Raw genomic sequence first — 24,484 nt, 5'->3', positions numbered from 1 at the left:
CGTGGCGCCCACGCTGGCCCGCCGCTTCGCACGACTCGCACGGCCCCGCCGCCCCGAATCGCTGCCGGTGTTCCTCGACCGCAGGCGCATCTACGTGCTGCCCACCGGGTTCGGCCTGTTCTTCGCCGCGCTGGTGTTCGCGATGATGCTCGGCGCGTTGAACTACAACAACAATCCGGCCCTGCTGCTGGCGCTGCTGCTCGGTGCCACCGCGCTGGCCAGCCTGATCTTCGCGCACCTGCAACTGGCCGGCCTGCGCATCGAGGCGATGTCGGCCGAGCCCGTGCCCGTCGGTGCGCCGCTGCTGCTGCACGTCGCGCTGGCCTCGCGCGATGCACGCACGCGCCACGGCCTGCGTCTGGAGGCCGCCGGCGAACACACCTACGCCGCGCTGCCGCCGTCGGAGGGCCAGGTGATCGCACTGGCGCTGCCGACCGTGCGGCGCGGCTGGTACGACCTGGACCGCGTGCGCCTCTCGACGACGCAACCGCTCGGCCTCGCGAGGGCCTGGGCCTGGATATGGCCGGAAACACCGCTGCTCGTCTATCCCGCCGCCGAAGTGCAGGGGCCGCCACTGCCGCACGCCGGCGATGCCGGCATCCGGGCGCGGCTGGATCCTGCCGGCGAGGACGTCCATCAGTTGCGCAACTATCGTGCCGGCGATGCACGACGTGCAATCGCGTGGAAGCCGTCGGCACGCCGCGACCAGTTGCTGGTGCGCGACTACGAGCAGCCGCTGGGCCGCGATGTGGATCTGGAATGGAGCACACTGGCGTCGCTTCCGCACGAATGTCGCATCCAGCGCCTGGCCCATTGGGTGGAAGCGGCCGAACGCGAGGGCCTGCGCTACCGGCTGACCCTGCCGGATCAGCCCCCACTGGGGCCCGCCAACGGCTCGTCCCATCGCCACCTCTGCCTGCGCGCGCTTGCCCTGCTTCCGCATGAAGAACGCTGACGCGCCCACGCTGGATGCCCGCAGCCGGCGCTGGACGTTGGCCGCGACCGGCGCCTGCCTGCTGGCGCTGCTGGTCCAGTTGCCGCCCGTGCTGGCGGTGGGCATCGGCGCGACCGCCGTGCTGATGGCGTTCGCCTCGTGGCGCCGGCCCTTGCCCGGCGTACTGCGCCTGCTGCTGGCGCTGGCCCTGGTGGCGGCGGTGATGTCCATCACCGGCATGCAGTTTGGCCGCGATACGGGATGCGCCCTGCTGGCCGGCATGCTGGCGATCAAGCCAGCCGAAACGCGCACACTGCGCGACAACCGCAGCCTGCTCGGCTTTGCGTTGTTCGCGCCCTTCGCTGCGTTCCTGCTCGACCAGGGGCCACTGAGCATGGCGCTCGGCCTCGGCAGCGTGCTGGGTGCCCTGGTCGCCCTGCACCGGCTCGCCGATGCGGAAGCCGCCGCGTTGGCCGGCACGATGCGTCCGCTGCAGCAGGTACGCGAGATCGGCAAGCTGGTCGCGCTGGGCGTACCGCTGATGCTCGCGGCGTTCTGGCTGTTTCCGCGCTTCCCGTCGCCCCTGTGGGGCGTGCCGGAGCGGGCGCTGGCCAGGCCGGGACTCAGCGACGACATGACACCGGGCAGCTACCTGGACCTGATCGCCGACGAAGCCCCTGCGCTGCGGGTGCAGTTCTTCGGCGCCACCCCACCCACCAGCCAGATGTACTGGCGCGGTCCCGTGCTGTCGGATTTCGACGGGCGCACCTGGACGCGCGGCAACGGGCGGGAGGACGCGGCGCCATCCACGCCGGCCACCGAACGGGCTCAGGTGGTATGGGACTACCAGATGGATGTGGAGCCGACCGAGCGTCGCGACCTGGTCGCGCTGGATCTGCCCACGACCACGCCCGAAGGCACGTGGATGCGCCGCGACTACAGCGTCAGGCTGCCCACGCCGCTGACTGCGTTGACGCGCTGGCGGCTGCAGTCTTCCGCACCCACGCGGTTCGAGCCGGAGCTCGCCGCGCCGCTGCGCCAGCAGGCGCTGCGCCTGCCGGCCGGCTTCAACCCGCGCACGCGTGCACTGGGGGCGCAGTGGCGCAACGAAGCCGGCGGCAACGACGCCGCCATCGTCGCGCGCGCGCTGCAGTGGATCCGCGCGGAGTTCGGCTACACCCTGGATACGCCCTTTCCCGGTCGCGACACCGTCGACGAATTCCTGTTCGACCAGCAGCAGGGATTCTGCGAACACTTCAGCTCGTCCTTCGTTTTCCTGATGCGCTCGGCGGGAGTACCGGCACGCGTGGTCACCGGCTACGTCGGCGGCGTCTACAACCCGCTGGGCCGCTACTGGATCGTGCGCAACATGGATGCGCACGCCTGGGCCGAAGTGTGGCTGCCGCAGCGCGGCTGGGTGCGCGTGGATCCCACGGCGGCGGTGGCGCCGGAGCGCATCTACGACACGCTCGAGGATCGACTGCGCTCGCGTGGCGCGATGGGCGCCATGGGCGAGCTGATCGGGGTTGGCGATCTGGGCCAGGTGGGCGACTGGCTGCGCCGCGGCTGGAACGACCTGGTGCTCGGCTTCGATGCCACGCGGCAGTCGCGCATGTTCGAACGCTTCGGCGCGAAGCGGCTCGGCAGCGGCGCGTTGACCGCGCTGTTCGGCCTGTTCGCCCTTGCCGCACTCGCATGGATGGCCTGGCTGCTGGCACGCGGCGAACGCGAACGCGATCCGCTGTTGCGCGCCTGGCACCGGCTGGGCGCGCGCTACGCCCGACTCGGACTCGGGCGGGCGCCGCACGAGAGCCCGGACGCATGGGCGCAGCGGGTGGCGGGCTCGCGGCAGCAGGCCGCCCAGCCCCTGCTCTCGCTCAGCCGGCGTTTCGCCGATGCGCGCTACGCTCCGGGTCAGGGAGCGCACCGGGCATTGATCGAAGACCTGCACCGGCACCGCCCATAACCCGCTGGAGACTGGCCATGAACCTTCGCTTCGCCGTCGTCGCCGCAGCCACCGTGCTGCTTTCCGCCTGCGCCACGGCTCCCCAGCCGCTGCAGGGCAGTTTCACCCAGGTCAATCCACGCGACTCCGTCGGCGCGCCGCAGGTCGGTGCACCGGTACGCTGGGGCGGCCGCATCATCAGCACCACGCCAGGACAGAACTCCACCTGCTTCCAGCTCGTGTCGCGACCGCTCAACGCCACCGGCCGCCCGATGTCGACGGCACCCGACGCCACCGACGGCCGCTTCATCGCCTGCCGTGCCGGCTTCTACGATCCCGCCGTCTTCGCCGAAGGCCGCGAAGTGACCTTCGTCGGCAAGATCGAGGGCTATGAAAGCACCCGCATCGGCGACTACGACTACCAGCTGCCGCGCGTGGCCGCCGACGTCGTCTACCTGTGGCCCGAAGTGCGGGAGGTCGAAGTCGTCCGCCCCTATCCGTACTACGACCCCTTCTGGGGTCCGCGCTGGGGCCGCTGGGGCTGGTGGTAAGTCGCCACGCTGCAACGGACGAAAAAGCCGCTCATCGAGCGGCTTTTTCTTGTCCGGCGACCGCGTGGATGGGCGCTCAGCCCGGCGTGCCGAAGCGGCCGAGCGGCGCCCCGGCGAGCAGGTGCAGATGGATATGGAACACAGTCTGCCCGGCGTTCTCGCGGCAGTTCATCACGATACGGTAGCCGTCCTGCTCGAAGCCTTCCCGGCGCGCGTACTCCGCCGCCGCCATCGCCAGCTTGCCGATCAGGTGCGCTTGCTCCGGACGCATGTCGTCGAGCGTCGGGATCGCCTCGTTCTTGGGAATGAAGAGCACGTGCACCGGCGCCTGCGGGGCGATGTCCTTGAAGCCGAGGACGTCGTCGTCCTCGTAGACGATGGTGGCGGGGATCTCGCGGCGGATGATCCTGGCGAAGATGGTGTCGGCCATGGAGTCGCGTCCTCGTGCTCGTTCGGTCAGGTCATTTCGCTGCGGCCACCGAAGGCGTGCGCCAACGTGCCGCGGTCCACGTACTCCAGCTCGCCGCCCAGCGGCACGCCGTGCGCCAGGCGACTGGGACGGACGCCTTGCTGACGCGCCAGTTGCGCGAGGTAGTGCGCGGTCGCTTCGCCCTCGACCGTCGGGTTGGTGGCGATAATCAATTCGGTCACTTCGCCCTGCGCCAGACGGGCCGACAACGCGTCCAGTCCCAGTTCGCGCGGGCCGATGCCGTCCAGCGGCGACAGCCGGCCATGCAGGACGAAGTAGACGCCCCGGTAGCCGGTGGCCTGCTCGATCGCCAGGCGATCCGACGGCGATTCCACGATGCACAACTGGTGGCGGTCGCGGCTGCCGCTCGCGCAGAGCGCGCAGATCGCGCCCTCGGTGAAATCGCGGCAGTGTTCGCAGTGGCCGATGCGGTCCAGCGCCTCGTCCAGCACGCCGGCCAGTCGCTTGCCGCCGTCCCGTTCGCGGTCGAGCAGGTGGTAAGCCATGCGCTGCGCGGTCTTCTGCCCGACGCCGGGCAGCACGCGCAACGCTTCGATGAGCTGTTCGAGCAGCGGACTGGACATGATCGTTCCCGGGACCGGCGGCGGATGCGCCGCCGTCATCCGGTCCCGGCCGGAATCAGAACGGCATCTTCATGCCCGGCGGCAGCGGCATGCCGGCCGTGGCCGCGCCCATGCGCGACTTCGATTCCGCATCGACCTTGTTGGACGCGTCGTTGAACGCCGCCGCGATCAGGTCTTCCAGCATCTCGGCATCCGACAGCAGCGACGGATCGATGCGGACCTTGCGGCACTCCTTGGCGCCGGTCAGCGTGACGCTGACCATGCCGCCACCGGCGTTGCCGGTGACTTCCAGCTTGGCGAGTTCTTCCTGGGCGCGCTGCAGGTTCTCCTGCATCTTCTGCGCCTGCTGCATCAGTTGGGCGATGTTTCCACGCATGTCGTGATCACTCTTCGTAAGGTCGGATGGAGTCCGGGACGAGCCTGGCGCCATGCTGCTGCATCAGCTGCCGCACATCCGGATGGTTCATGAAGGTTTCTTCGGCGATGCTCTGGCGCTCGTCGCGCTGCCGGTGGCTGCGCTCCTTCAGCGTTTCGCCGTCCGAGGTGGTCGTGGCGAACGCGAGGCGAGGCGCCACGCCATAACGGCTGGCGATGGCGTCGCCGAGTTCGTTGAGCGTGCGTTCCGAACGCAGGTAGTCGAAGCCGCTGTCCAGCGCCAGCGTCAGCGTGCCGTTCGCGTAGCCGGCGAAGGCGACGTTGTCGACCAGTTGCTTGCCTACGCCCTTGAGGCCGCAGTTGCCGGCGAAGTGCAGCCAGGTCTCGGCGTCGGTGATGCCGATGTCGACCGGCATCGCCGGCGCCGCGACTGCCATGACGGGCGCCGCTTCAGCCGGTTGCCATGGTGGCAAATCCTCGGCCTTCGGCACGGGAGGACGCGGCGGCACAGGCGCTTCTTCGCGCGCCATCTGCTGCGGCGGCATCGCCGGTACCGGCGTGGCAGCCGCATGCGCCACCGGAGCCGGCATGGCGGATGCCTGTTGCGTGGCCGGCACGGCGGTCGACACCGCCGGCGCACGCGCCTCGCCACGCATCTCGCCGGCCTGCGCCGGACGGAACGCCAGCATGCGCAGCACGCTCATCTCGAAGCCCGCTCGCCCGCTGGGCGCCAGGTGCAGGTCGCGGCGTCCGTTGATCGCCATCTGGTACCAGAGCTGGACCACTTCGGGCCGCAGCTGTCCGGCGAAGGCGTCGACATCGACGCCTTCCGCCTCGACATCCGCCGAGGGCACCAGCTGCCGCACCTGGATGCGGTGCAGCGCTTCGGCCACCGCATCGAGCACGCCGGCCCAGTCCGGCGAGAACTCCGCCAGCCGCGCGACCACCCGTAACAGTTCCTCGCCATCGCCCTGGGCCAGGGCGGCGAGCATGGCGCTGACCTGGGTGCGGTCCACGGTGCCCAGCATGGTGCGTACGCCGTCCTCGCGCAGGGCGCCGCCGGCGTAGGCGATGGCCTGATCGAGCAGCGACAGGCCGTCGCGCAGCGAGCCATCCGCCGCGCGCGCGAGTTGCGCAATGGCAGCCGTGTCGGCTTCGATCGCCTCGGCGCCGAGGATCTTGGTCATCTGGCCGCGGATCTGTTCCTCGTCCAGCCGCTTGAGGTTGAACTGCAGACAGCGCGACAGCACGGTGACCGGCAGCTTCTGCGGGTCGGTGGTCGCCAGCAGGAACTTCACGTGCTCCGGCGGCTCTTCCAGCGTCTTCAGCAGCGCGTTGAACGCGGCCTTGGACAGCATGTGGACTTCGTCGATCAGGTAGACCTTGAACTTGCCGCGCGACGGCATGTACTGCGCGTTTTCGATCACCTCGCGCACGTCGTCCACGCCGGTGTTCGACGCAGCGTCGATCTCCAGCAGGTCGATGTAGCGGCCCGCATCGATGTCGAGGCAGGCCGGGCACTGGCCGCACGGATCGGCGCTGGTGCCCTTCTCGCAGTTCAGCGACTTGGCGAAGATGCGGGCGATCGTGGTCTTGCCCACGCCGCGCGTGCCGGTGAACAGGAAGGCATGGTGGACCCGGCCGCTGTCCAGCGCGTTGGTCAGCGCGCGGACCACGTGTTCCTGGCCCACCAGCTCGGCGAAACGCTTGGGACGCCACTTGCGGGCGAGGACGAGGTAGGACATGCCGACATTGTGCCACGCCCCGCCCGCCGTCCCTCCGCTCCGCCGCCACGGAACGGCTTCGCTTGTGGCCTTCCCCTGCGAAGGCTAGAATTCACGCCCCTGAAAGCGGCCCCGGTCGCGTTCAGGTCCCGGAGAGGTGTCCGAGTGGTTGAAGGAGCACGCCTGGAAAGTGTGTAAGCGTCTAAACCGCGCTTCGGGGGTTCGAATCCCCCTCTCTCCGCCAGTTTCATCGCGTTCCGCCCCGGTGGAACGACGACGAACCGCGCTCCGGCGCGGTTTCGTGTCTATGGTGGCCCCGTCGGCCCCTCGCGACGCTAGGTCGAAAATCCCGCCAGGGCCGGAAGGCAGCAACGGTATCGATCAACGCGGGCGCCGAGGTCAGCCGGCGGGGCTACCGCCTTTTCAAGCGTCGGCCTTTCAATGTCACTTGCCGTTGCGACGGACGTATCGCGGGGCGCGGTCAGCCGGCGGGGCTACCGCCTTTCCAGGCTCGGGCTATTCGCTGATCCAGGCCGTTGCGACGGGATCACACTCCCAAGGTCACGGACATGCCGCGAGGCGGAAGCTGCCGCCCTTGCAGCCTTCACTGCGCGACGATGCCCAGCGCATCCGGCTCGCGACCGGTGACCCAGTAGTCGATCACCTGCCATCGCTGCGTATCGATCACCGCGATGCGGTCGCCACCGCTGATGGCCACGTAGGCGCGCGGCCGGTCGGCCGCCACCACCACGCCGATCGGCAGTGCCGCATTGCCCAGCATCGTGGGCTGGTAGGTCACGTCGTCGCGCGACAGCGGCACGGTCGCGACCGGCACCTTGGTGCGCGCATTGAACACGGCCAGCGTCGCCGCGCGCGCGTTGGTGACGAACGCCAGCGTGCCATCGTCCGAGAACACGACGCGGATCGGAAACCCCTTGCTGCTCATCCTGCGTTTCACCGCGAGCGTGCGCGGATCGTGCACGGTCAGCGTACCGTCCTCGCGGTTGGTCACCCAGACCTCGGCGCCGTCCGGCCGGACCGCGACGCCCTCCGCGCCCTTGCCCGCTGGCCGCTCGACGGTCTTCGTGCCGGTCTGCAGGTCGATCCGGCTCAATGTACCGGCCTGTATCTTGGTGACGTAGGCGGCCTTGCCGTCAGGCGATACCGCGATCATGTGGCCGGTGCCCGCCCCGACATCGATTTCACGTTCGATCTCGCCCGTCCCGACATCGACCATCAGCACGCTGGCCGACGCTTCCGTCGTCACCAGCACGCGCCGGCCATCCGGCAGGAAGCGTAGACCATGCGGCGCACCGTGTTGGCCCAGGTCGATCGACCGCGTCGGCGTACCGCCGACCAGATCCAGCACCGACAACGTGCTGCCGGTCTTCGCTCCACCGTAGTTCGTCACCACCGCCAAGCGCCCATCCGGCGCGACCGCGATCTCGTGCGGCGCGTCGCCGGTGCGGAATTCGCCCGTCCTGCGACCGTCCCGCAACGACAGGCGCCACACCGTATCGGCGGACTTGTTGCCGACCAGCAATTCCGCCGCACGCGCCGCGGGCGACGGCACACCGGTCATGCCTGCCAGCGCGAGGGAGAACAGCAACGTCCGCATCGCGCTCATGCCTCCTCCGCCATCGGGTGCAGCCAGTCCGCATCGCCTTCGCGGTAGTGCTCGCGCTTCCAGATCGGCACGCGCCGCTTCGTCTCATCGATGATGTAGCGGCAGGCATCGAACGCCGCGCCGCGATGCGCCGCGCTCACGCCGACCCAGACCGCGAGGTCGCCGATGGCCAGCGTGCCCACGCGATGCGCACAACAGGCGTCGATCACGTCGAAGCGCGCCTTGGCTTCGGCGATGATGCGTTCGCCCTCGCGTTCCGCCAGCACGGCATAGGCTTCGTAGTCGAGCCCGTCCACCGCGCGCCCAGCTTGATGGTCGCGCACCCAGCCTTCGAAACTGGCGTAGCCACCCGCGCGCGGATCGAGTACGCCGGCACGCAAGGGGGCGATGTCGAGCGGGGTTTCGGACAACTGGAAGCCCGGCATGCTCAGCCCCCGCTCACGGGAGGGATGAAGGCGATCTCGCTGTCCGCCAGTGGCGCATCGCCCCAGCGCGCGAACTCGCCGTTCACCGCCACGCGCAGGTGTTCGCGCGGCCAGGTGAACCCGTGCCGCGCCTGCACTTCGTCGTACAGGCCGGCCAAGTCCGGCGCGTCGGTGGCGACCGCTTCGCCGGCGACGCCGGCACGCTCGCGCAGGCTGGCGAAATAGAGCAGCGTCACTGTCGTCATCACACCTGCCCCACGTCGCGCTTTCCACCCCGCTTGCCCACCAGCTTCGCCGGCCCCAGCACGATCGCATGCGACAGCGCCTTGCACATGTCGTAGACCGTCAGGGCGGCCACCGTCGCGCCGGTCAGCGCCTCCATCTCCACACCGGTGCGATGCACGGTGCGGACGTGGCAGTCGATGCGCAGCGTGGCATCGCCGTCCCAGTCGACGGCCAGTCGACAGCCGTCGATCGGCAGCGGATGGCAGAACGGGATCAGTTCGTGCGTGCGCTTCACCGCCATGGTGCCGGCGATGATGGCCGTGTCCACGATGCCGCCCTTCGAACTGCGCAGCCCGGTGCGTCGAAGTTCGCGCGCCACCTCGCCGGGGAAGCGGACGCGGCACGTGGCGAGCGCCTCTCGCGCGCTGGATGCCTTGCCCGATACGTCCACCATGGCGGGACGGCCAGCGGCATCCAGATGGGTCAGGGTCTTGCGTGGCATGCGGATCCTGCGTGGTTCAACCGCCGATAAGATACATCTCGACACGCCGGCGGTCCCGTACTTCCGGGCTGCCGCGCAGTTCGCTGTAGCGGTCGCCGCGCATGCGCCATCGCTCGGCCACATGCGCCGCCAGTGCCTCCTCGCCCTGCGCGACAACGGAGCGCAGGTCGGCACCGTCCGCGGCGAACAGGCAGGTGAACAGCCGCCCGTCCGCGGAAACGCGCGCACGGTGGCAGTCGCCGCAGAACGGCGTGCTCACCGAACTGACGAAGCCGACTTCGCCGCTGCCGTCGTCGAAGCCATAGCGCTCCGCGACTTCACCGCGGTAGTCCGCCTGCAGCGGATGCAGCGGCCAGCGGGCGGCGATGCGGTCGCGCAGTACCGACGACGGCACCATCCGGTCCCTGCGCCAGCCGTTGCTGTCGCCGACGTCCATGAACTCGATGAAGCGCACCACATGGCCGGTACCGCGGAAGCGCTCGACCAGCGGCAGCACCTGGTGTTCGTTGACGCCGCCCTGCACGACGGTATTGATCTTGAGTCGCCGGAATCCGGCCGCGATGGCCGCGTCGATGCCCGCCAACACCTCTTCGACCCGACCGCGCCGCCCCGACATGTCGGCGAATGTCTCGGGATCCAGCGCATCCAGGCTCACGGTGATGCGCCGCAGCCCGGCGTCATGCAATGCCTTCGCCTGGCGCGCGAGCAGCATGCCGTTGGTGGTCAGGGCGATGTCTTCGAGCCCGGGGATCGCCGCCAGTCGACCGACCAGTTCGGGCAACCCCTTGCGCAGCAGCGGCTCGCCGCCGGTCAGCCGCAGCTTGCGCGTACCGAGCCGCACGAAGGCACGGACCAGCGTCTCGATCTCGTCGAAGGACAACCGCTGCGATGCGTCGGTGCCGTAGTCCTCGGGTACGCGGTCGGCCGGCATGCAATAGCCGCAGCGGAAATTGCAGGCGTCGATGACCGACAGGCGCAGGTCGTGCAGCGGACGCCCCAGCAGATCGCGTGGCAGCGAGTCGGTGGTCACGGCAGTGCGATCGGCAACGGGTCGGCAAGGGCGAGGCCCTCCCCGGCTACCGCGACGCGATGGCCGCGCGCGCGCAGTGCCCCGGCGTCTGCCTCGCTGGCGTAGTGGTACAGCACGCAGCGGGCCAGCAACGCCGCCGGGTACTCGCGTTCCAGATCGTCGATGCCGCTGTGCGAGGGATTGCCGTGCAGTGCGCAGTCGTGCGCGATCGCCTCGCCGGCATCGGCATGGCGGGCCAGCATCTCGGGGATCGGGCGCGTGTCGCCGGTCCACACCACGCTGCCGCGCAGGCGCAGGCCGAACGCCGTATCTGGCCAGTGGTGGCGCACCGGGAACACCTCCAGCCGCTGCCCGTCATGCCAGAACGCATCGCCGACCGGAATGAGCTGGAACGCATCCCAGAAGTTCGCGCCTCCCTCGGCCAGCACGTTCGGATAGCTGGCGATGCGCTGGTGCAGCACCGGCACCAGCGGCGCCGGCACGTACAGCCGCACCTTGCCGCGACGCGTCGCGTCGAAGTAGCTCGCCACGAACAGCCGTTCCATGCCGGCGACATGGTCCAGATGCACATGGGTGACGAAAACCGCATCGGGCATGCCGCCGTAACGGGCCTGGTAGGCGGTCAGTCCTTCTCCGCCGCAATCGATCGTCAGCCACGCCGCACCGTCGCGCTCCAGTGTCGCCATCGCCGAGCCCAGCTCGACCGCGCCGGCGTTGCCCACGCCCAGGAAGCGCAACGTCCAGCCCATGTCAGTAGCCCCGCGACCAGGCGTGGTCGTAGGCACGGCGAAGGTGGGCGAAGTCGTGCCCCACGTCGTCCTCGCTGCGGGAGCCGCGCAGCTTGAGCAGCGAGCGCCGCAGCCGTGCAAGGTTCTGCTCGCGCCAGGCCGTGGCGGGAATGCGCAGCCGGCCGCGATCGAAGTCGATCAGCCAGCCATGTCCGCTGGTGTCGAAGAGGATGTTCTGGGCGTTGAGGTCCGCGTGGTCCAGACCGGCCCGATGGAAGCGCGCCACCAGCCGGCCCGTGCTTTCCCACGGCGCGTGCCCCTCGGCCTGCCCGGCGATGTCGGCCAGCGTGCGCACCTCCATCAGCCGCTCCACCAGGATCGATGCCCGATAGAACATGCCATCGCGCACATAGCTGGCCGCCACCGGCCGAGGCACCGGCAGGCCACGCGCCAGCAGCGCGCGGGTCAGACGGAACTCGGCGAAGCTGCGGGTCCTGTCGGGCCCATGCCACAGATAGCGGTCCTGGCTGAAACGCGCCGCCAGTCCGCCACGCCGGTAGTGGCGCAGCACGCATTGACTGGAGGGCGCATCGATGAACCAGGCGCTGCCCCGGCCGCCACTATCGACCGGCCGGGCGCGTTCGCCCCACTTCTCCGGGACGAACCAGTCCGGATCCGCTTGCCGCAGGTGTTTGCGGTCGAACAGAATCGCACCGTATCCGCTGCCTTCGCGGAACGGCGTCAGGGATTCCGAAGCGTCAAAACCGACCATCCAGCGAGTCTAACAACACTTGTCCACGATTCCCCACTCACTGTGCCTGCTGCGCCTGTCCGCCCTGGGCGACGTGACCCATGTCGTGCCGCTGGTGCGCACGCTGCAACGGCACTGGCCGCAGTTGCACCTGCACTGGGTGATCGACAAGGGCGGTTTCAGGCTGCTCGAAGGGCTGCAAGGCGTGACCTTCCACACCTACGACAAGAAGACGGGGCTGGCCGGCATGCGTGCGCTGCGTCGGGAACTGCCGGGGCGCTTCGACGCGCTGCTGCAGATGCAGGTGGCCCTGCGCGCGAACCTGCTGTCGGCCTTCATCCCGGCCCGGCGACGGATCGGCTACGACCGCAGCCGCTCGAAAGACCTCCACGGACTGGTCGTCAGCGAACGCATCCCCGACCGCCCGGGGATCCATGTACTGGACGCGATGGGCAGCTTCTGCGAGCCGCTCGGACTGACGCAGACCGAGGTGGTGTGGGACCTGCCGGTACCCGCCGACGCACATGCGTGGGCCGCCGCGCAGTGGCCGGCGGACGAACGGCGGACGCTGGTGATCTCGCCCTGTTCCAGCCATGTGCGCCGCAACTGGTTCGCCGATCGCTACGCCGCCGTCGCCGACCACGCCGTCGCGCAGGGCTGGCGCGTGGTGTTGTGCGGCGGACGCAGCGACCTGGAACGGCAGACCGCCGACGCCATCATCGCCACCATGCAGGCACCGGTGCTCGACCTGGTGGGCAAGGACACGCTGAAGCAGCTACCGGCCCTGCTGGCGCGCGCCGACCTGGTCATGACGCCCGATTCCGGCCCCATGCATATCGCCAACGCCATGGGCGCCGCCGTGCTCGGCCTGCATGCCGCCAGCAATCCGCACCGCAGCGGTCCCTACTCCACGGTGCGCTACTGCGTGGACCGTTACGACGACGCGGCGCGGCGCTACAAGGGCAAGCCGGCCGCCGAGCTGAAATGGGGCACCAAGATCGAACATGACGGCGTGATGGAACTCGTCACCGTCGACGACGGCATCGCGGCGTTCGAACGGCGCCGGAGCGATCTTCAAACCTGAGCCTCCGGCGTCAGGGCGTGCCGGCCGTACGGTAGTCCTGGTACGACTTCTCTTCCACGTAGGCGGAACCCAGCGCGAGATTGATGGCCTTCTTGATGCGGGCGCGCTCGTCGTTCTCGAAGTAGACGCTGCGAGCCAGGCGGACGAAATCATCGTCGAACGCCTGCGCCTTCTCCTTCAGCCGCACGTCGTCCTCGATCACCCACAAGCGCTCGTTGACGGCCTTCAGCTGGGCCCGCAGCTCGACGATGTCGGTTCCCGCCACCGGGTGGCCCATCCAGGTCTTCTCCAGCGCGGCCAGTTCGTCGCGCACATGAGCCAGCTTGGCCGGGTCGCTCATGCGCTCGGACTTGATCTGCAGGATGGCGATCTTGTCCAGCAGTTCCCCGAAGGACACGGGGACGAGAATCTCGGACATGGGGGTCTCCGGCGAAAGAAGGCCATTCTAGCTCCGCCATCGCGCAGGCCTTGCGCATCACGGGTCGCCGGAAACGCAAAAGCCCCCTTGCGGGGGCTTGCTTGAAACTGGCGGAGAGGGAGGGATTCGAACCCTCGATACGCTATTAACGTATGCCTGATTTCGAGTCAGGTACATTCAACCACTCTGCCACCTCTCCGGTGGCCCCGGGCTCCCCCGGGGCCGTGAATCATACGTGGCGGACCGCATCCGGACAAGCGGACCGGCACGTGCGCCGTGCCGACGCATCACTTTTTCTCTACGTCGATGAACCCTTGCAAGTCCCGGAAGGCGCGTCGACCTTGCCCGATGTCCTGTCCGACCGGATCATTGCGTAACAGCGGATAGGAAAAAGCCGTCCGCACCAGACAGGGCACCATGATCGAATTCGGCCACATCTCCCACGTCGGCCTCAGGCGCGAGCTGAACGAGGACACCTACTACGGCGACAGCGAGCTGGGGCTGTGGCTGGTGGCCGATGGCATGGGGGGACACGCCTGCGGCGAAGTGGCCAGCGCGCTGGCGCGCGAGACCATCGTCCGCGAGATCCGGGACGGCACGCCCTTGGCGCAGGCGATCCGGATCGCCGACGAGGAGATCATCCGCACCTCCCGTCGCCGCAACGACACGTTGCCGATGGGCACGACGGTGGTGGCCGCACGCATCCAGGGCAACCGCTTCGAGGTAGCCTGGGTCGGCGACAGCCGCGCCTACCTCTGGCGCGAGGGCCAGCTGGCCCAGCTGAGCCAGGACCACAGCTACGTGCAGGAACTGATCGCCCAGGGCGCCCTGACCAGCGAGCAGGCCCGCACCCATCCGCACCGCAACGTCGTCACCCAGGCGCTCGGCGTCACCGACCCCACCCATCTCAACGTGGAAACCATGACCGGCGAACTGCGTCCGGGCATGCAACTGCTGCTGTGCAGCGACGGCCTGACCGAGGAAGTGGACGACCCCAGCATCGCCGCCACGCTGAAGCACGACGACTGCAGCGCGCAGGAATGCGTCGACACGCTGATCGCGGCGGCGCTGGACGGCGGCGGCTCGGACAACGTCACCGCCATCCTGGTGCGCTGTCACTGAGCCGTGACAGGCCGTCAACCGGCCTCGAGTACCGGTGGGTCCCACAGGCAACGGCCACCCGCCTTCTTGCGCAACGTCGCCAGCCGCGCGTCGTGTGCCGCCAGTTCTTCGACGGAGGCCACGACGCGGGGCCGCGCGCCCGCGACCGCAGGATCGAACTGATGGACGACGACCGTCGATGAGCCCGGCGTGGCCTCCTCCGCGCCACCGAAGCCGATTTCGCGCTGGCCTGCGGTCAGATTGAGGTAGACATCGCACAGCAGTTGGGCATCGAGCAATGCGCCGTGCAGCTGGCGGTGCGTGTTGTCCACGCCCAGACGCTTGCACAGCGCATCCAGCGAATTGCGCTGGCCGGGGAAACGCTGCCGCGCCAGCAGCAGCGAATCCTCCACCGTGACCCGGTCGGCCAGCCGGCCGTACTGCTCGCCCAGTCGGGACAGTTCGTAATCGAGGAAGCCGACGTCGAACGCCGCGTTGTGGATGATCAGTTCCGCACCGTCGATGAAGGCCAGGAATTCGTCGGCGATCGCAGCGAACAGCGGCTTGTCGGACAGGAACTCCAGGCTGAGGCCGGTCACTTCGGCCGCGCCCTGCTCGAACTCGCGCTGCGGGTTGATGTACTGGTGGTAGGTACGCCCGGTGGGCCGGCGCTCCAGCAGTTCGACGCAGCCGATTTCGACGACGCGGTTGCCCTTCTTCCATTCCAGGCCGGTGGTTTCGGTGTCGAGGATGATCTGGCGCATCAGACGGCGGCTTCCTTGGAGAGGTGCAGGTGGAACAGGTCCACCGGATGTTCGATGGCGGGGAGCGCGATCATTCTGTCGAATTCGAATCCCAGTTTCTGCAACAGCCCGATCGAGGCCACGTTGTCGGGATTGACGATGGCATGCAGGCGGGCGATGCCGAGCCGGTCGCGGGCGTCGGCGATGACGGCCCGCGCCGCCTCGTACGCGAATCCCTGCCCCGCGTGCGCAGGCAGCAGGGCGTATCCCAGGTCCGGCCCATCCAGGCCGTCGCGGCTGACCAGCCCGCAATTGCCGATCAGGATGCCGGTGTCCCTGCGCCGGATCGCGTACATGCCGAAGCCGTGCTGAGCGTAGCTGCGCAGCGCGCCGTTGCGCAGGTAGTCGCGCGCCTGCTCCAGCGTCCGCACGCCGCGGTCGGCGATATGGCGGATGAAGCCGGGGTCGTTGAGCAGCGCGAGCATCAGCGCCGCGTCGGCGTCGTCGTGATCGACCATCGCGTGCAGCCGGAGACGGGGTGTCTCGGCGACGAGCTGGGCCGGCGACAGCGCTGCGGTCACGCCACCGCTCCGTTGCGGAAACGCATGGCCGCGTTGCGCGCCAGCACATCGACGCGCTCGTTGTCGGGATCGCCGTTATGGCCCTTGACCCACTTCCAGTCGATCCGGTGGCGACCGGTAGCCGCATGCAGCCGTTCCCACAGGTCGCGGTTCTTCACCGGATCGCCGCCTGCGGTCTTCCAGCCGCGCCGCACCCAGCCCGGCATCCACTCGGTGATGCCCTGCCGGACGTACTGCGAGTCGATGTGAAGGGTGACCTCGCAGCCTTCGGTCAATACCTCCAGCGCGGCAATGGCCGCCATCAGCTCCATGCGGTTGTTGGTGGTCTGGGCTTCGCCGCCGACGACTTCGCGCTCTTTTTCGCCATAACGCAGGAGCGCCGCCCAGCCACCGGGACCGGGATTGCCCAGGCAGGAGCCGTCGGTATGGATGCTGACGTGTTTCATGTGTCCTCGTGATCGGGATTCAGGCGGCCGGCGCGGCGCGCCAGGCGCGCGCCACCGGTGCGGGGGGAATAAGGCCGGCCACGCGTTTCTCCGCTTCCAGCAGGCGGGCGGCGCGGAACGGCGCCGGTCCGTGACCGGGGGCGTCCGCAACCCCCTTCCATACGGGGCCGTAATGCAGGACGTGCTCGGAGACGACCAGACCGGCGGCGGCCAGTTGCAGGCGCCACTGGTCCAGCGTCCGCGGCACCAGTCCGGCGCCGCGCCAGCGCAGCCGGTAGGGGCTCCAGGGATTCAATACGAACAGCCACAGACGTCCGCCGGGCTCGAGTACCCGGGAGCACTCCTGCAGCAGGGGCTGCGGGTCGCCCACGTCCAGTACGTGCTGCAGCACGATCGCGCCCATGGCTTCGGTGGGCAGCGGCAGCGGCAATCCGCATGCGACGTGTCCCGTCAGGCGGCGGGAACCGGCGGTTGCATGCAGCCGGACGCCGCGGGTCGCCGGGGCCTGGGCAGGATCCGCTCCCGCCGGCGATATCCACAACCAGGGCTGCGGGGTACGGCTGGTGAGCGCCTGGCTGATCCGGGCCTGTTCCGACGCCAGCAGCGGTCCGCCGTGGCCCGACCCGAACCACGCCAGGGGATCGGGTTGACGGGTAAACGCGAACGCAGGCATGTTCGGATTGTAGAGGACGCCGCCACCGGGCGTCCGTCCCCCTGCCGGAGCCCCTTCCCCGATGCGCCTGCTCGCCTTGCCTGCCTTCGAGGACAACTACATCTGGGCGCTGGTCGACGACGAGGGCGACGCGCTGGTGATCGATCCCGGCGATGCGGCGCCGGTACTGGCCGCCACCGGCAACGGCCTGTGGCCGGCGGCGGTGCTGGTCACCCATCACCATCCGGATCATGCCGGCGGCATCGCCGCCTTGCGCGCGCGCTGGCCGACATTGCCGGTCTTCGCCCCCGAAGACGAACGCATTCCCGACGCGACGCAGTGCGTCGGCGAGGGCGATACCGTCGACGTGAAGCACTGGCGGCTTTCGGTGCTCGCCGTACCGGGACATACACGCAGCCACATCGCCTTCCATGGCGGCGGCAACGACGGCCCGCCGCATCTGTTCTGCGGAGACACCTTGTTCAGCCTCGGCTGCGGGCGCCTGTTCGAAGGCACCCCGGGGCAGATGCTGGCGTCCCTGGAACGCCTCGCGGCGCTTCCGCCATCGTCGCTGGTCTGCTGCGGCCACGAATACACGCTGGCCAATGCCGCATTCGCCAGCGCCGTGGATCCGCACAACCCGGCCCTGCGCCGACGCGTCGAGGAAACCCGCAGCATGCGCCAGGCGGGCCGGCCCAGCCTGCCCGTCACGCTCGCCAGCGAACTTGCGACCAACCCTTTCCTGCGCGTGGACGCCGAGGCCGTGCGCGCCGCCGTGGCCCACCGTCTGGGTCGCCCGCCGGTCGACCGGGTGGAGACGTTCGCCACCCTGCGGCAATGGAAGAACGATTTCCGCGCATGAGGCCGCGCGATCGACTGCATCTTGCCCTGCTCGCAGCGGGCCTGGCCCTGATGCCGCATGCCGCACCTGCCGCCGACCCAGCCGGCGAAGCACTGCCTGCGACGTCCGCGCCGCCGCTGGATCCGGCCACGCTTCCCGCCAGCCACCAGCGCAGCGGGCTGGAGATCTACCAGCGCTTCCGCGATGGCCTTGCCGACCCGGAGTGCGACGCCGAGGCGACCAACGGACGATGGAAGAAGCACTTCAGCCACGCGCCCGGTCAGCTGGCGCGCGCCGAAGACGATGTGCTGCCACTGTTCGGCTACGTGGTCGATGCGTTGCGGGAAGCGCACCTGCCCACCGAATTCGCGCTGATTCCATTCGTCGAGAGCGGCTACAAGCCCGGCGCCCGCAATCCGCAAGGGCCGGCAGGGCTGTGGCAATTCATCGGCATCACCGCTCGCAACCACGGCGTGCCGATGCGCGACGGCTACGACGGCCGGCTGTCGCCGGTGGATTCCACCCAGGCCGCCGTCCGTTACCTGAAGACGCTGCACGGCATGTTCGGCGGCGACTGGCGACTGGCGGTGATGGCCTACAACGCGGGCGAGTACCGCCTGCTGCAGTCGATGCGACGTGCCGGGATGAATGCCCGCAACGCGAGGCCGGCGGAACTGCCGGGCTTGTCCGGCGTCACCTACGCCTATGTGGAGAAACTGCACGCGCTCGCCTGCATCTTCCAGCAGGCCGATGACCGCGACGCCTGGCTCAAGCAGATGGAGCGCCCGGTGCCGCGCCTCGCAGCGCACCTCCTGCCCGGCGATGCAACCCTGGAAACCTGGGCCAGGCAGCAACAGCAGCCGCCGGCGCTGCTCAAGCGGCTCAATCCTGCCCTCGCCGGCCGCTTCAGCCAGGGCGGCAAGCCGATCCGGCTGCTGGCGCCGACCAGCGCGAGCACGGACGACGCTCCGGCATCGCCGTCGCTGTCCACTGCCGCGGCAACCACCGGGACCAGGAGCGAGGACGGAGCGTCCGCCGCACGCACGCACACCGTAAAGAGCGGCGAATCCGCGTGGACCATCGCGCGCCGCTACGGCACGACATCCGCACGATTGCTGCAGATCAATGGCCTCAAGGCGGACGCCGTCCTCCGCCCCGGCATGGTGCTGAAACTGGACGCAGCTACCGACTGATCGCCGGAAAAAGAATCCCGCCTGACGGCGGGATTCCTGTAGTCCACGAGGCGAGAGGATCAGAGGCGCTCTTCGAACACCTTCACCTTGAAGCGCTTGCGCAGTGCATCCACGTAGGCCTGCGTGGCAATGCCGCCGTTGAGCTGCACCAGCTGCTGCTGCATGGTCGCGCGCTCTTCCGCCGGCATGTCCGCGATGGCGCCGTCGGTCACCTTGTTGACGGTGAAGACCGCGAAGGCGCCATCGCCCAGCGCGATCTTGCCCGCCACGACCTTACCCTCCGCCGGACGGCCCGCCGCGAAGATCGCCTCGTTGGCCTCGGCGGTCGGCATCGGCATGCCGCGGCGCAGCCCTGGCAATTCGTTGAATCGCAACCCCTCTGCCGTCGCGACCGTCGCCAGCGACTCGCCCTTCTGCACACGGGCAACCAGCGCATCCGCCGCGGCCAGCGCGGCCTTTTCCTGGCGGTCCGCGCGGATGGCCAGCACCACGGCATCGCGTGCCTTGTCCAGCGGCAGCGCCTGCTCCGGCGTGTGCTGGGATACACGGATCACGACACTGTGGCTGGGCGTGATTTCGATCGGCTCGCTGATCAAACCATCCTGCACCAGCGTGTCGGAAAACGCCGCACGCAGCACCGCCGGCACCATCGCGATGCCCTCGGGCGCATTGCGCGAGAACGGACCGATTTTCTGCAGCGGCAGGCCGGTAGCCTCTGCGGTCGGCGCCAGCGACGTCGGGTTCTTCAGGGTCTCGTTGACCACCTTGCCCGCCAGATCGTTGTAGGCACGGTCGCGTTCGCCACTGGCCTCTTCCGCCGCCAGTTCGCCGCGGACGTCCTCGAAGCTGCGACCGGTACCGGGATTGATCTGCTTCAACTGCAGCACGTGGTAACCGAAGTCGCTCTTGACGGGACCGCGGATCTCGCCGGCCTGCATGGCGAACGCCGCGTCCTCGAACGGCTTGACCATCGAGCCGTCCTTCGCGAACGGCGGCAGTTCACCGCCCGCGTCCTTCGAACCCGGATCTTCCGAGTTGGCGCGCGCGAGCGCGGCGAAGTCGGCACCTTCGCGCGCCTGCTTGGCCAGTGCAGCCGCCTTCTCTTCGGCCTTCTTCTGCGTGGCGGCATCGGCGCTCGCGTCGGCCGCGATCAGGATGTGCGCCACCACGCGCTGCTCCGGCGACATGAAACGCGACTTCTCGGCCTCGTAGCGCTTGCGCAGCGCGGCTTCATCGGGCGCAGCCGCAGCCGGCAGCGTTGCGCCGTTGATCTCCAGATACTCCAGCGACACCTGTTCGGGCTGTTTGAAATCGCTCCTGTGCCCGTCGTACCAGGCCTTGATCTGCGCGTCGGTGACGGGCGCGGTGTCCTCCGCCACCGGCGGCAGCAGCGCGATACCGATGTCGCGCGTCTCGCCAAGCAGTTTCCACATGCGCGCCTGCTCGCCTTCGGTAACGAAGTCGGACTCGCCGATCGCCTGGGGTACCAGCATCATGCGCAGGCGATCGCGCTGCTGTTGCTCGAACTGCAGCGGCGAGATCGCCGGCACCTGCGACGACAGCAGCAACTGGTACTGCTGCGGGCTGAACTTGCCGTCGATCTGGAAGGCCGGTTCGCTGGCGATCATCTTCTGCACGGCCGCGTCGCCGACGACGATACCCGCGCGCTTCGCGCCCAGCGCCAGCACCTTCTGGTCGATCAACTGTTCCAGCACCTTGCGCTTGTTGTCGGCGCTTTCGAACTCGCGTGGATCGAAGGCATCCCCGAGCGCCTGGCGCTGCTGCTGGCGCGCCTGTTCGAACGCGGTGCGGAATTCGTCCTGGGTGATTTCTTCACGCTGCCAGAGCGTCGACACCGGCCACCATTGCGGCGCGGATTCCCACCATGCCGGCGGCGCCTCGACCAGCGCCACGTCACCGGCGGTGCCGCCGGTGACGTACTCGTTCACGCCCACGAAGGCGAACGGGATGATCAGCAGACCCAGGATCAGGCTGGCGATCCAGCCGGAGGTTTTGTCGCGGAGTTTCTGCAGCATGTGCGCACGGACCCGAATTCGTTCAGCCGCGCAGTTTAGCGCGCCCGGGCATCGGCGTCTCGCCGCCCGGCGGATCGGAGCGCGCGGAAGGACAACGTCCCCCTTGCGCGGCGCGGACAGCAAAAAGCCCGCTTTCGCGGGCTTTCTGGGTGAAATGGCGGAGTGGACGGGACTCGAACCCGCGACCTCCGGCGTGACAGGCCAGCATTCTAACCGACTGAACTACCACTCCGCGCTGAGACGAACATTGTAAGACGATTTCAGCGCTTTCCGCTAGACCATCCAACAATTTTTTTGACTTCGCATCGCCCCGATGTGGTGGGTGCTGAGGGTTTCGAACCCCCGACCCTCTCCGTGTAAGGGAGACGCTCTACCGCTGAGCTAAGCACCCGGGTGATCGCACCCTGCCATCGGCAGCGAGTCGATTAGTTTACGGCATCCTTCAGGGCTTTGCCAGCCTTGAACGCGGGGTTCTTGGACGCCTTGATCTTGATGGTGTCGCCGGTCTTCGGGTTGCGACCCGTACGAGCGGCGCGCTTGCGGACCTGGAAGGTGCCGAAGCCGACCAGCGTCACGCTGTCGCCCTTCTTGAGGGCCTTGGTGATGCTGGAGATGACGGCGTCGACGGCGCGGCCGGCTTCGGCCTTGGACACTTCGGCTTCGTCGGCGACGGCATCGATCAATTCGGTTTTGTTCATTGAGTAACTCCCTGTGCGGCACAACCGCGGAATGAGTGACCGGAACCTCTGGCTTCGTTCGCCAGCCGGAACCGGTCGTGATGTCCACGCGCTACGAAGCACTGCTTCGTGCATGCGGGTGACGCCGTTATACCAGTGCGAAAAATGCCGCGCAAGCCGAAAACCCTGTAACGGCGCGGGTTTCAGGGCGATGACATGCACCGCCCGTCATCACGTTCAATGCTTCACGCCGGGTTGCTGCGACCCCTTGCCGCGTTCTTTCTTGGTAGCCGGCACGACCCGCTCGCCGCCTTCTCCACCTGCGGCAGGGACGGGCGCGAGCGGTCGTTCGAGCGCGAGATCGAGGACTTCGTCGATCCACTTCACCGGCACGATCTTCATGCCCTGGGTGACGTTGGCCGGGATGTCGGCCAGGTCTTTCTTGTTCTCGTCGGGAATGATGACGGTGGTGATGCCGCCACGCAGCGCCGCCAGCAGCTTTTCCTTCAAGCCGCCGATCGCGGTGACGCGACCACGCAGCGTGATTTCACCCGTCATCGCCACGTCCGCACGTACGGGGTTCTTGGTCAGCGCGGACACCAGTGCGGTCACCATCGCGATACCCGCGCTCGGCCCGTCCTTCGGCGTCGCGCCATCCGGTACATGGAGGTGCACGTCGTGCTTCTGCAGGAACTCCGCGTCCACGCCCAGGCTCACGGCGCGACCGCGCACCACCGACATCGCCGCGGAGCCGGACTCCTTCATCACGTCGCCGAGCTGGCCGGTCAGCAGCATGCCGCCCTTGCCGGGCACCAGCGCGACCTCGATCTGCAGGAGGTCGCCACCGACCTCCGTCCAGGCCAGTCCCGTGACCAGACCGATCTCGTTCTGCTCCTCGGCGCGGCCGAAATCGAAGCGACGCACGCCTGCGTACTTCTCCAGGTTCTTCGAAGTGACCTGCATGGCGGTCGCTTTCTTCTTGGCCGGCTTGGGACCCGCCAATGCGATCTCTTTCACCACCTTGCGGCAGATCTTGGCGACTTCACGCTCAAGATTGCGCACGCCGGACTCGCGCGTGTAATAGCGAACCAGGTCGCGGATCGCGCTTTCCGCGATCTTCAGCTCGTCGAGCTTCAGACCATTGGCCTTCAGCTGCTTAGGCACCAGGTAGCGCTCTGCGATGTTGACCTTCTCGTCCTCGGTGTAGCCCGGGATGCGGATGACTTCCATGCGGTCCAGCAGCGGACCCGGGATATTCAGCGAGTTCGATGTCGCCACGAACATCACTTCGGACAGGTCGAGATCCACTTCGAGGTAGTGGTCGTTGAACGCGTTGTTCTGCTCGGGATCCAGCACTTCCAGCAACGCGGAAGACGGATCGCCCCGGAAGTCCATCGACATCTTGTCGATCTCGTCCAACACGAACAGCGGATTCTTGCTGCCGGTCTTGTTGAGGTTCTGCACGATGCGGCCCGGCATCGAACCGACATAGGTCCTGCGATGCCCGCGGATTTCTGCTTCGTCGCGCACGCCGCCCAGCGACATGCGCACGAACTTGCGGTTGGTCGCCTTGGCGATGCTCTGGCCCAGCGAGGTCTTGCCGACGCCCGGGGGACCGACCAGGCACAGAATCGGGCCGCGCAGCTTCTTCACGCGCGACTGCACCGCGAGGTATTCGAGGATGCGTTCCTTGACCTTCTCGAGCCCGTAGTGGTCGGCGTCGAGCGTGTCCTGCGCGACCTTGAGGTCCTTACGGACCTTGGTGCGCTTGTTCCATGGCACGCCCAGCAGCCAATCGAGGTAGTTGCGGACGACCGCCGCCTCCGCCGACATCGGCGACATCTGCTTGAGCTTGTTGAGCTCGTTGCGCGCCTTGGTCTCGACGGGCTTGGGCATGCCGGCCTGGGCGATCTTGCGCGCCAGTTCCTCCAGTTCGTTGGGCGCCTCGTCGAGCTCGCCCAGTTCCTTCTGGATGGCCTTCATCTGCTCGTTGAGGTAGTACTCGCGCTGGCTCTTCTCCATCTGCGACTTGACGCGGCCACGGATGCGCTTTTCCAGCTGCTGCACATCGATCTCGCCGTCGACGAAGCCGACCAGCAGCTCCAGCCGCTCGCCGACCTCCACCGTCTCCAGCAGGCGCTGCTTGTCGCTCAGGCGCACGCCGAGGTGCGCCGCAATGGTGTCGGCCAGGCGGCTGGGCTCGTCGATGCCGGCCAGCGTCTGCAGCAGTTCGGGCGGCAGCTTGCGGTTGGTCTTCACGTACTGCTCGAACAGGCCCATCAGCGAACGGGCCACCGCTTCGATCTCGCGCGGTTCGCGCGCATCGGTGGAATCGATCTCCTCGCCCTGTCCGTACAACGAGCCATCGCGCTCGACGACGTTCGACACGCTCACCCGTGTCGTGCCCTCGACCAGCACCTTGATCGTGCCGTCGGGCAGCTTCAGCAGTTGCAGCACCTGTGCGAGCGTACCGACCGTGTACAGATCCGCGGCCGCGGGATCGTCCGTCTCGGCGGACCTCTGCGCCAACAGGATGATGCGCTTGTCGGCCTCCATCGCCTGCTCCAGCGCGCGCATGGACTTGTCGCGGCCGACGAACAGCGGGATCACCATGTGCGGGAAGACCACCACGTCGCGTAGCGGCAGGACCGGCAGGTCGAGGATTTCAGTCTGGGGACGGCGGGGCATGGGGGCTCCAGCGAGTGCGGAATGCGGGGGTGCGTAGGCACCAATGGGCCCGTTATGGGGCCATCGCCGGAGGGATGCAAGAGCGTCGCCAAAACCCCGATGGCACCGGCGACCTGTCGGCGGGCGTGCAAAACTGAACAGGCGCCACACGGGC

General features: G+C 68.3%; 26 protein-coding genes, 4 tRNA genes and 1 other RNA gene. 9 read left to right on the top strand and 22 right to left on the bottom strand.

Annotated features, from left to right (window positions below; all coding sequences use genetic code 11):
• The first annotated feature begins 1 nt into the window (after position 1).
• The 3 genes from AC1Q5B_RS10290 to AC1Q5B_RS10280 are packed head-to-tail and all read left to right on the top strand — an operon-like array spanning position 2 to position 3,430.
• Positions 2-955, top strand: a complete 954-nt coding sequence (locus AC1Q5B_RS10290; RefSeq protein ID WP_492631570.1) for a DUF58 domain-containing protein — start codon at positions 2-4, stop codon at positions 953-955.
• Positions 942-2,900 (top strand): transglutaminase TgpA family protein, encoded by a 1,959-nt coding sequence (locus tag AC1Q5B_RS10285; protein ID WP_492631569.1) that lies wholly within the window; start codon positions 942-944, stop codon positions 2,898-2,900. Before AC1Q5B_RS10290 ends, AC1Q5B_RS10285 begins: the two co-directional genes overlap by 14 nt.
• Before the next feature lie 17 nt (positions 2,901-2,917).
• The gene (locus tag AC1Q5B_RS10280; protein WP_492631568.1) at positions 2,918-3,430 is read left to right on the top strand and encodes a Slp family lipoprotein; all 513 of its coding nucleotides are present in this window, start codon (positions 2,918-2,920) and stop codon (positions 3,428-3,430) included.
• Positions 3,431-3,506: 76 nt separating this feature from the next.
• Here AC1Q5B_RS10280 and AC1Q5B_RS10275 read toward each other — a convergent pair whose 3' ends face one another.
• From AC1Q5B_RS10275 to dnaX, 4 genes are read right to left on the bottom strand one after another with little or no spacing between them, the layout of a single operon-like run.
• A complete protein-coding gene (locus tag AC1Q5B_RS10275; RefSeq protein WP_492631567.1) occupies positions 3,507-3,860 on the bottom strand; it encodes a histidine triad nucleotide-binding protein in 354 nt (117 codons plus the stop codon).
• 26 nt (positions 3,861-3,886) lie between these two features.
• Positions 3,887-4,483 carry a recombination mediator RecR gene (recR, locus tag AC1Q5B_RS10270; protein ID WP_492631566.1) on the bottom strand — a complete coding sequence of 199 codons (597 nt, stop codon included), beginning with the start codon at positions 4,481-4,483 and terminating at the stop codon, positions 3,887-3,889.
• A gap of 55 nt (positions 4,484-4,538) precedes the next feature.
• Positions 4,539-4,859, bottom strand: a complete 321-nt coding sequence (locus AC1Q5B_RS10265; RefSeq protein ID WP_062358613.1) for a YbaB/EbfC family nucleoid-associated protein — start codon at positions 4,857-4,859, stop codon at positions 4,539-4,541.
• Positions 4,860-4,866: 7 nt separating this feature from the next.
• Positions 4,867-6,603, bottom strand: coding sequence for a DNA polymerase III subunit gamma/tau (gene dnaX, locus AC1Q5B_RS10260; RefSeq protein ID WP_492631565.1), 1,737 nt, complete (start codon positions 6,601-6,603; stop codon positions 4,867-4,869).
• A gap of 130 nt (positions 6,604-6,733) precedes the next feature.
• Between dnaX and AC1Q5B_RS10255 the strand changes: the two genes are divergently transcribed.
• A tRNA-Ser gene (locus tag AC1Q5B_RS10255) sits at positions 6,734-6,826 on the top strand.
• A gap of 72 nt (positions 6,827-6,898) precedes the next feature.
• Positions 6,899-6,995: signal recognition particle sRNA small type (ffs, locus tag AC1Q5B_RS10250), an RNA gene on the top strand.
• Positions 6,996-7,186: 191 nt separating this feature from the next.
• On the opposite strand, the gene AC1Q5B_RS10245 is transcribed toward ffs, so the two are convergent.
• The 7 genes from AC1Q5B_RS10245 to AC1Q5B_RS10215 are packed head-to-tail and all read right to left on the bottom strand — an operon-like array spanning position 7,187 to position 11,891.
• Positions 7,187-8,209: a YVTN family beta-propeller repeat protein gene (locus AC1Q5B_RS10245; protein WP_492631564.1), complete on the bottom strand. Its 1,023-nt coding sequence runs from the start codon at positions 8,207-8,209 to the stop codon at positions 7,187-7,189.
• The gene (locus AC1Q5B_RS10240; RefSeq protein ID WP_492631563.1) at positions 8,206-8,634 is read right to left on the bottom strand and encodes a molybdenum cofactor biosynthesis protein MoaE; all 429 of its coding nucleotides are present in this window, start codon (positions 8,632-8,634) and stop codon (positions 8,206-8,208) included. Before AC1Q5B_RS10240 ends, AC1Q5B_RS10245 begins: the two co-directional genes overlap by 4 nt.
• 2 nt (positions 8,635-8,636) lie before the next feature.
• On the bottom strand, positions 8,637-8,879 hold the full coding sequence (locus AC1Q5B_RS10235; protein ID WP_492631562.1) for a MoaD/ThiS family protein: 243 nt from the start codon (positions 8,877-8,879) through the stop codon (positions 8,637-8,639).
• Positions 8,879-9,361, bottom strand: a complete 483-nt coding sequence (gene moaC, locus AC1Q5B_RS10230) for a cyclic pyranopterin monophosphate synthase MoaC (RefSeq protein ID WP_492631561.1) — start codon at positions 9,359-9,361, stop codon at positions 8,879-8,881. Before moaC ends, AC1Q5B_RS10235 begins: the two co-directional genes overlap by 1 nt.
• 16 nt (positions 9,362-9,377) lie before the next feature.
• Positions 9,378-10,391, bottom strand: a complete 1,014-nt coding sequence (gene moaA / locus AC1Q5B_RS10225; protein ID WP_492631560.1) for a GTP 3',8-cyclase MoaA — start codon at positions 10,389-10,391, stop codon at positions 9,378-9,380.
• A complete protein-coding gene (locus AC1Q5B_RS10220; RefSeq protein ID WP_492631559.1) occupies positions 10,388-11,140 on the bottom strand; it encodes an MBL fold metallo-hydrolase in 753 nt (250 codons plus the stop codon). Before AC1Q5B_RS10220 ends, moaA begins: the two co-directional genes overlap by 4 nt.
• Before the next feature lies 1 nt (position 11,141).
• Complete coding sequence (locus tag AC1Q5B_RS10215; RefSeq protein WP_492631558.1) at positions 11,142-11,891, bottom strand: 3-deoxy-D-manno-octulosonic acid kinase; 750 nt, start codon at positions 11,889-11,891, stop codon at positions 11,142-11,144.
• Positions 11,892-11,919: 28 nt separating this feature from the next.
• On the opposite strand from AC1Q5B_RS10215, the gene AC1Q5B_RS10210 reads away from it, so the two are divergent.
• Positions 11,920-12,954 carry a glycosyltransferase family 9 protein gene (locus AC1Q5B_RS10210; RefSeq protein ID WP_492632083.1) on the top strand — a complete coding sequence of 345 codons (1,035 nt, stop codon included), beginning with the start codon at positions 11,920-11,922 and terminating at the stop codon, positions 12,952-12,954.
• 10 nt (positions 12,955-12,964) lie between these two features.
• Here AC1Q5B_RS10210 and AC1Q5B_RS10205 read toward each other — a convergent pair whose 3' ends face one another.
• Both AC1Q5B_RS10205 and AC1Q5B_RS10200 read right to left on the bottom strand, forming a co-directional pair.
• Positions 12,965-13,372 (bottom strand): DUF6165 family protein, encoded by a 408-nt coding sequence (locus AC1Q5B_RS10205; protein WP_492631557.1) that lies wholly within the window; start codon positions 13,370-13,372, stop codon positions 12,965-12,967.
• 108 nt (positions 13,373-13,480) lie between these two features.
• Positions 13,481-13,571, bottom strand: a tRNA-Ser gene (locus tag AC1Q5B_RS10200).
• Between the two features lie 218 nt (positions 13,572-13,789).
• Between AC1Q5B_RS10200 and AC1Q5B_RS10195 the strand changes: the two genes are divergently transcribed.
• Positions 13,790-14,494 carry a PP2C family protein-serine/threonine phosphatase gene (locus tag AC1Q5B_RS10195; protein WP_492631556.1) on the top strand — a complete coding sequence of 235 codons (705 nt, stop codon included), beginning with the start codon at positions 13,790-13,792 and terminating at the stop codon, positions 14,492-14,494.
• A gap of 14 nt (positions 14,495-14,508) precedes the next feature.
• On the opposite strand, the gene dnaQ is transcribed toward AC1Q5B_RS10195, so the two are convergent.
• Genes dnaQ through AC1Q5B_RS10175 form a run of 4 tightly spaced genes read right to left on the bottom strand, consistent with a single transcriptional unit; the run spans position 14,509 to position 16,916 of the window.
• Positions 14,509-15,237 carry a DNA polymerase III subunit epsilon gene (dnaQ, locus tag AC1Q5B_RS10190; RefSeq protein ID WP_492631555.1) on the bottom strand — a complete coding sequence of 243 codons (729 nt, stop codon included), beginning with the start codon at positions 15,235-15,237 and terminating at the stop codon, positions 14,509-14,511.
• Entirely contained in the window at positions 15,237-15,797 is a 561-nt protein-coding gene (locus tag AC1Q5B_RS10185; protein WP_492631554.1) for a GNAT family N-acetyltransferase, read from the bottom strand. Before AC1Q5B_RS10185 ends, dnaQ begins: the two co-directional genes overlap by 1 nt.
• Positions 15,794-16,243 carry a ribonuclease HI gene (gene rnhA, locus AC1Q5B_RS10180; RefSeq protein WP_492631553.1) on the bottom strand — a complete coding sequence of 150 codons (450 nt, stop codon included), beginning with the start codon at positions 16,241-16,243 and terminating at the stop codon, positions 15,794-15,796. The genes AC1Q5B_RS10185 and rnhA overlap by 4 nt, the downstream gene beginning before the upstream one ends.
• Before the next feature lie 19 nt (positions 16,244-16,262).
• Positions 16,263-16,916, bottom strand: a complete 654-nt coding sequence (locus AC1Q5B_RS10175; RefSeq protein ID WP_492631552.1) for a class I SAM-dependent methyltransferase — start codon at positions 16,914-16,916, stop codon at positions 16,263-16,265.
• Positions 16,917-16,977: 61 nt separating this feature from the next.
• Here AC1Q5B_RS10175 and gloB point away from each other — a divergent pair, with 61 nt between their 5' ends.
• Positions 16,978-17,757 carry a hydroxyacylglutathione hydrolase gene (gene gloB, locus AC1Q5B_RS10170; protein WP_492631551.1) on the top strand — a complete coding sequence of 260 codons (780 nt, stop codon included), beginning with the start codon at positions 16,978-16,980 and terminating at the stop codon, positions 17,755-17,757.
• Positions 17,754-18,929: a lytic transglycosylase domain-containing protein gene (locus AC1Q5B_RS10165; protein WP_492631550.1), complete on the top strand. Its 1,176-nt coding sequence runs from the start codon at positions 17,754-17,756 to the stop codon at positions 18,927-18,929. Before gloB ends, AC1Q5B_RS10165 begins: the two co-directional genes overlap by 4 nt.
• A 59-nt stretch (positions 18,930-18,988) precedes the next feature.
• Here AC1Q5B_RS10165 and AC1Q5B_RS10160 read toward each other — a convergent pair whose 3' ends face one another.
• The 5 genes from AC1Q5B_RS10160 to lon all read right to left on the bottom strand — a co-directional run bounded on the left by AC1Q5B_RS10160 (position 18,989) and on the right by lon (position 24,330).
• Positions 18,989-20,965, bottom strand: coding sequence for a SurA N-terminal domain-containing protein (locus AC1Q5B_RS10160; protein ID WP_492631549.1), 1,977 nt, complete (start codon positions 20,963-20,965; stop codon positions 18,989-18,991).
• Positions 20,966-21,120: 155 nt separating this feature from the next.
• Positions 21,121-21,197, bottom strand: a tRNA-Asp gene (locus AC1Q5B_RS10155).
• An 84-nt stretch (positions 21,198-21,281) separates the two neighbouring features.
• Positions 21,282-21,356 (bottom strand) — tRNA-Val (locus AC1Q5B_RS10150).
• Between the two features lie 34 nt (positions 21,357-21,390).
• A complete protein-coding gene (locus tag AC1Q5B_RS10145) occupies positions 21,391-21,777 on the bottom strand; it encodes an HU family DNA-binding protein (protein ID WP_492632082.1) in 387 nt (128 codons plus the stop codon).
• A gap of 102 nt (positions 21,778-21,879) precedes the next feature.
• Positions 21,880-24,330, bottom strand: a complete 2,451-nt coding sequence (lon, locus tag AC1Q5B_RS10140) for an endopeptidase La (protein ID WP_492631548.1) — start codon at positions 24,328-24,330, stop codon at positions 21,880-21,882.
• Between the last annotated feature and the right edge of the window lie 154 nt (positions 24,331-24,484).

The organism is Pseudoxanthomonas sp. GW835-FHT14C01, assembly GCF_058793715.1.
This window is presented reverse-complemented; position numbering and strand designations above follow the sequence as displayed.

What these genes read in the sequence shown, in the direction of transcription:
- AC1Q5B_RS10285 (WP_492631569.1), top strand. Translation starts at nt 942, where the DNA reads ATGAAGAACGCTGACGCGCCCACGCTGGATGCCCGCAGCCGGCGCTGG.
- AC1Q5B_RS10280 (WP_492631568.1), top strand. Translation starts at nt 2,918, where the DNA reads ATGAACCTTCGCTTCGCCGTCGTCGCCGCAGCCACCGTGCTGCTTTCC.
- AC1Q5B_RS10275 (WP_492631567.1), bottom strand. Translation starts at nt 3,860, where the DNA reads ATGGCCGACACCATCTTCGCCAGGATCATCCGCCGCGAGATCCCCGCC.
- recR (WP_492631566.1), bottom strand. Translation starts at nt 4,483, where the DNA reads ATGTCCAGTCCGCTGCTCGAACAGCTCATCGAAGCGTTGCGCGTGCTG.
- AC1Q5B_RS10265 (WP_062358613.1), bottom strand. Translation starts at nt 4,859, where the DNA reads ATGCGTGGAAACATCGCCCAACTGATGCAGCAGGCGCAGAAGATGCAG.
- dnaX (WP_492631565.1), bottom strand. Translation starts at nt 6,603, where the DNA reads ATGTCCTACCTCGTCCTCGCCCGCAAGTGGCGTCCCAAGCGTTTCGCC.
- AC1Q5B_RS10245 (WP_492631564.1), bottom strand. Translation starts at nt 8,209, where the DNA reads ATGAGCGCGATGCGGACGTTGCTGTTCTCCCTCGCGCTGGCAGGCATG.
- AC1Q5B_RS10240 (WP_492631563.1), bottom strand. Translation starts at nt 8,634, where the DNA reads ATGCCGGGCTTCCAGTTGTCCGAAACCCCGCTCGACATCGCCCCCTTG.
- AC1Q5B_RS10235 (WP_492631562.1), bottom strand. Translation starts at nt 8,879, where the DNA reads ATGACGACAGTGACGCTGCTCTATTTCGCCAGCCTGCGCGAGCGTGCC.
- moaC (WP_492631561.1), bottom strand. Translation starts at nt 9,361, where the DNA reads ATGCCACGCAAGACCCTGACCCATCTGGATGCCGCTGGCCGTCCCGCC.
- AC1Q5B_RS10220 (WP_492631559.1), bottom strand. Translation starts at nt 11,140, where the DNA reads ATGGGCTGGACGTTGCGCTTCCTGGGCGTGGGCAACGCCGGCGCGGTC.
- AC1Q5B_RS10215 (WP_492631558.1), bottom strand. Translation starts at nt 11,891, where the DNA reads ATGGTCGGTTTTGACGCTTCGGAATCCCTGACGCCGTTCCGCGAAGGC.
- AC1Q5B_RS10205 (WP_492631557.1), bottom strand. Translation starts at nt 13,372, where the DNA reads ATGTCCGAGATTCTCGTCCCCGTGTCCTTCGGGGAACTGCTGGACAAG.
- AC1Q5B_RS10195 (WP_492631556.1), top strand. Translation starts at nt 13,790, where the DNA reads ATGATCGAATTCGGCCACATCTCCCACGTCGGCCTCAGGCGCGAGCTG.
- dnaQ (WP_492631555.1), bottom strand. Translation starts at nt 15,237, where the DNA reads ATGCGCCAGATCATCCTCGACACCGAAACCACCGGCCTGGAATGGAAG.
- rnhA (WP_492631553.1), bottom strand. Translation starts at nt 16,243, where the DNA reads ATGAAACACGTCAGCATCCATACCGACGGCTCCTGCCTGGGCAATCCC.
- AC1Q5B_RS10175 (WP_492631552.1), bottom strand. Translation starts at nt 16,916, where the DNA reads ATGCCTGCGTTCGCGTTTACCCGTCAACCCGATCCCCTGGCGTGGTTC.
- gloB (WP_492631551.1), top strand. Translation starts at nt 16,978, where the DNA reads ATGCGCCTGCTCGCCTTGCCTGCCTTCGAGGACAACTACATCTGGGCG.
- AC1Q5B_RS10165 (WP_492631550.1), top strand. Translation starts at nt 17,754, where the DNA reads ATGAGGCCGCGCGATCGACTGCATCTTGCCCTGCTCGCAGCGGGCCTG.
- AC1Q5B_RS10160 (WP_492631549.1), bottom strand. Translation starts at nt 20,965, where the DNA reads ATGCTGCAGAAACTCCGCGACAAAACCTCCGGCTGGATCGCCAGCCTG.
- AC1Q5B_RS10145 (WP_492632082.1), bottom strand. Translation starts at nt 21,777, where the DNA reads ATGCACGAAGCAGTGCTTCGTAGCGCGTGGACATCACGACCGGTTCCG.
- lon (WP_492631548.1), bottom strand. Translation starts at nt 24,330, where the DNA reads ATGCCCCGCCGTCCCCAGACTGAAATCCTCGACCTGCCGGTCCTGCCG.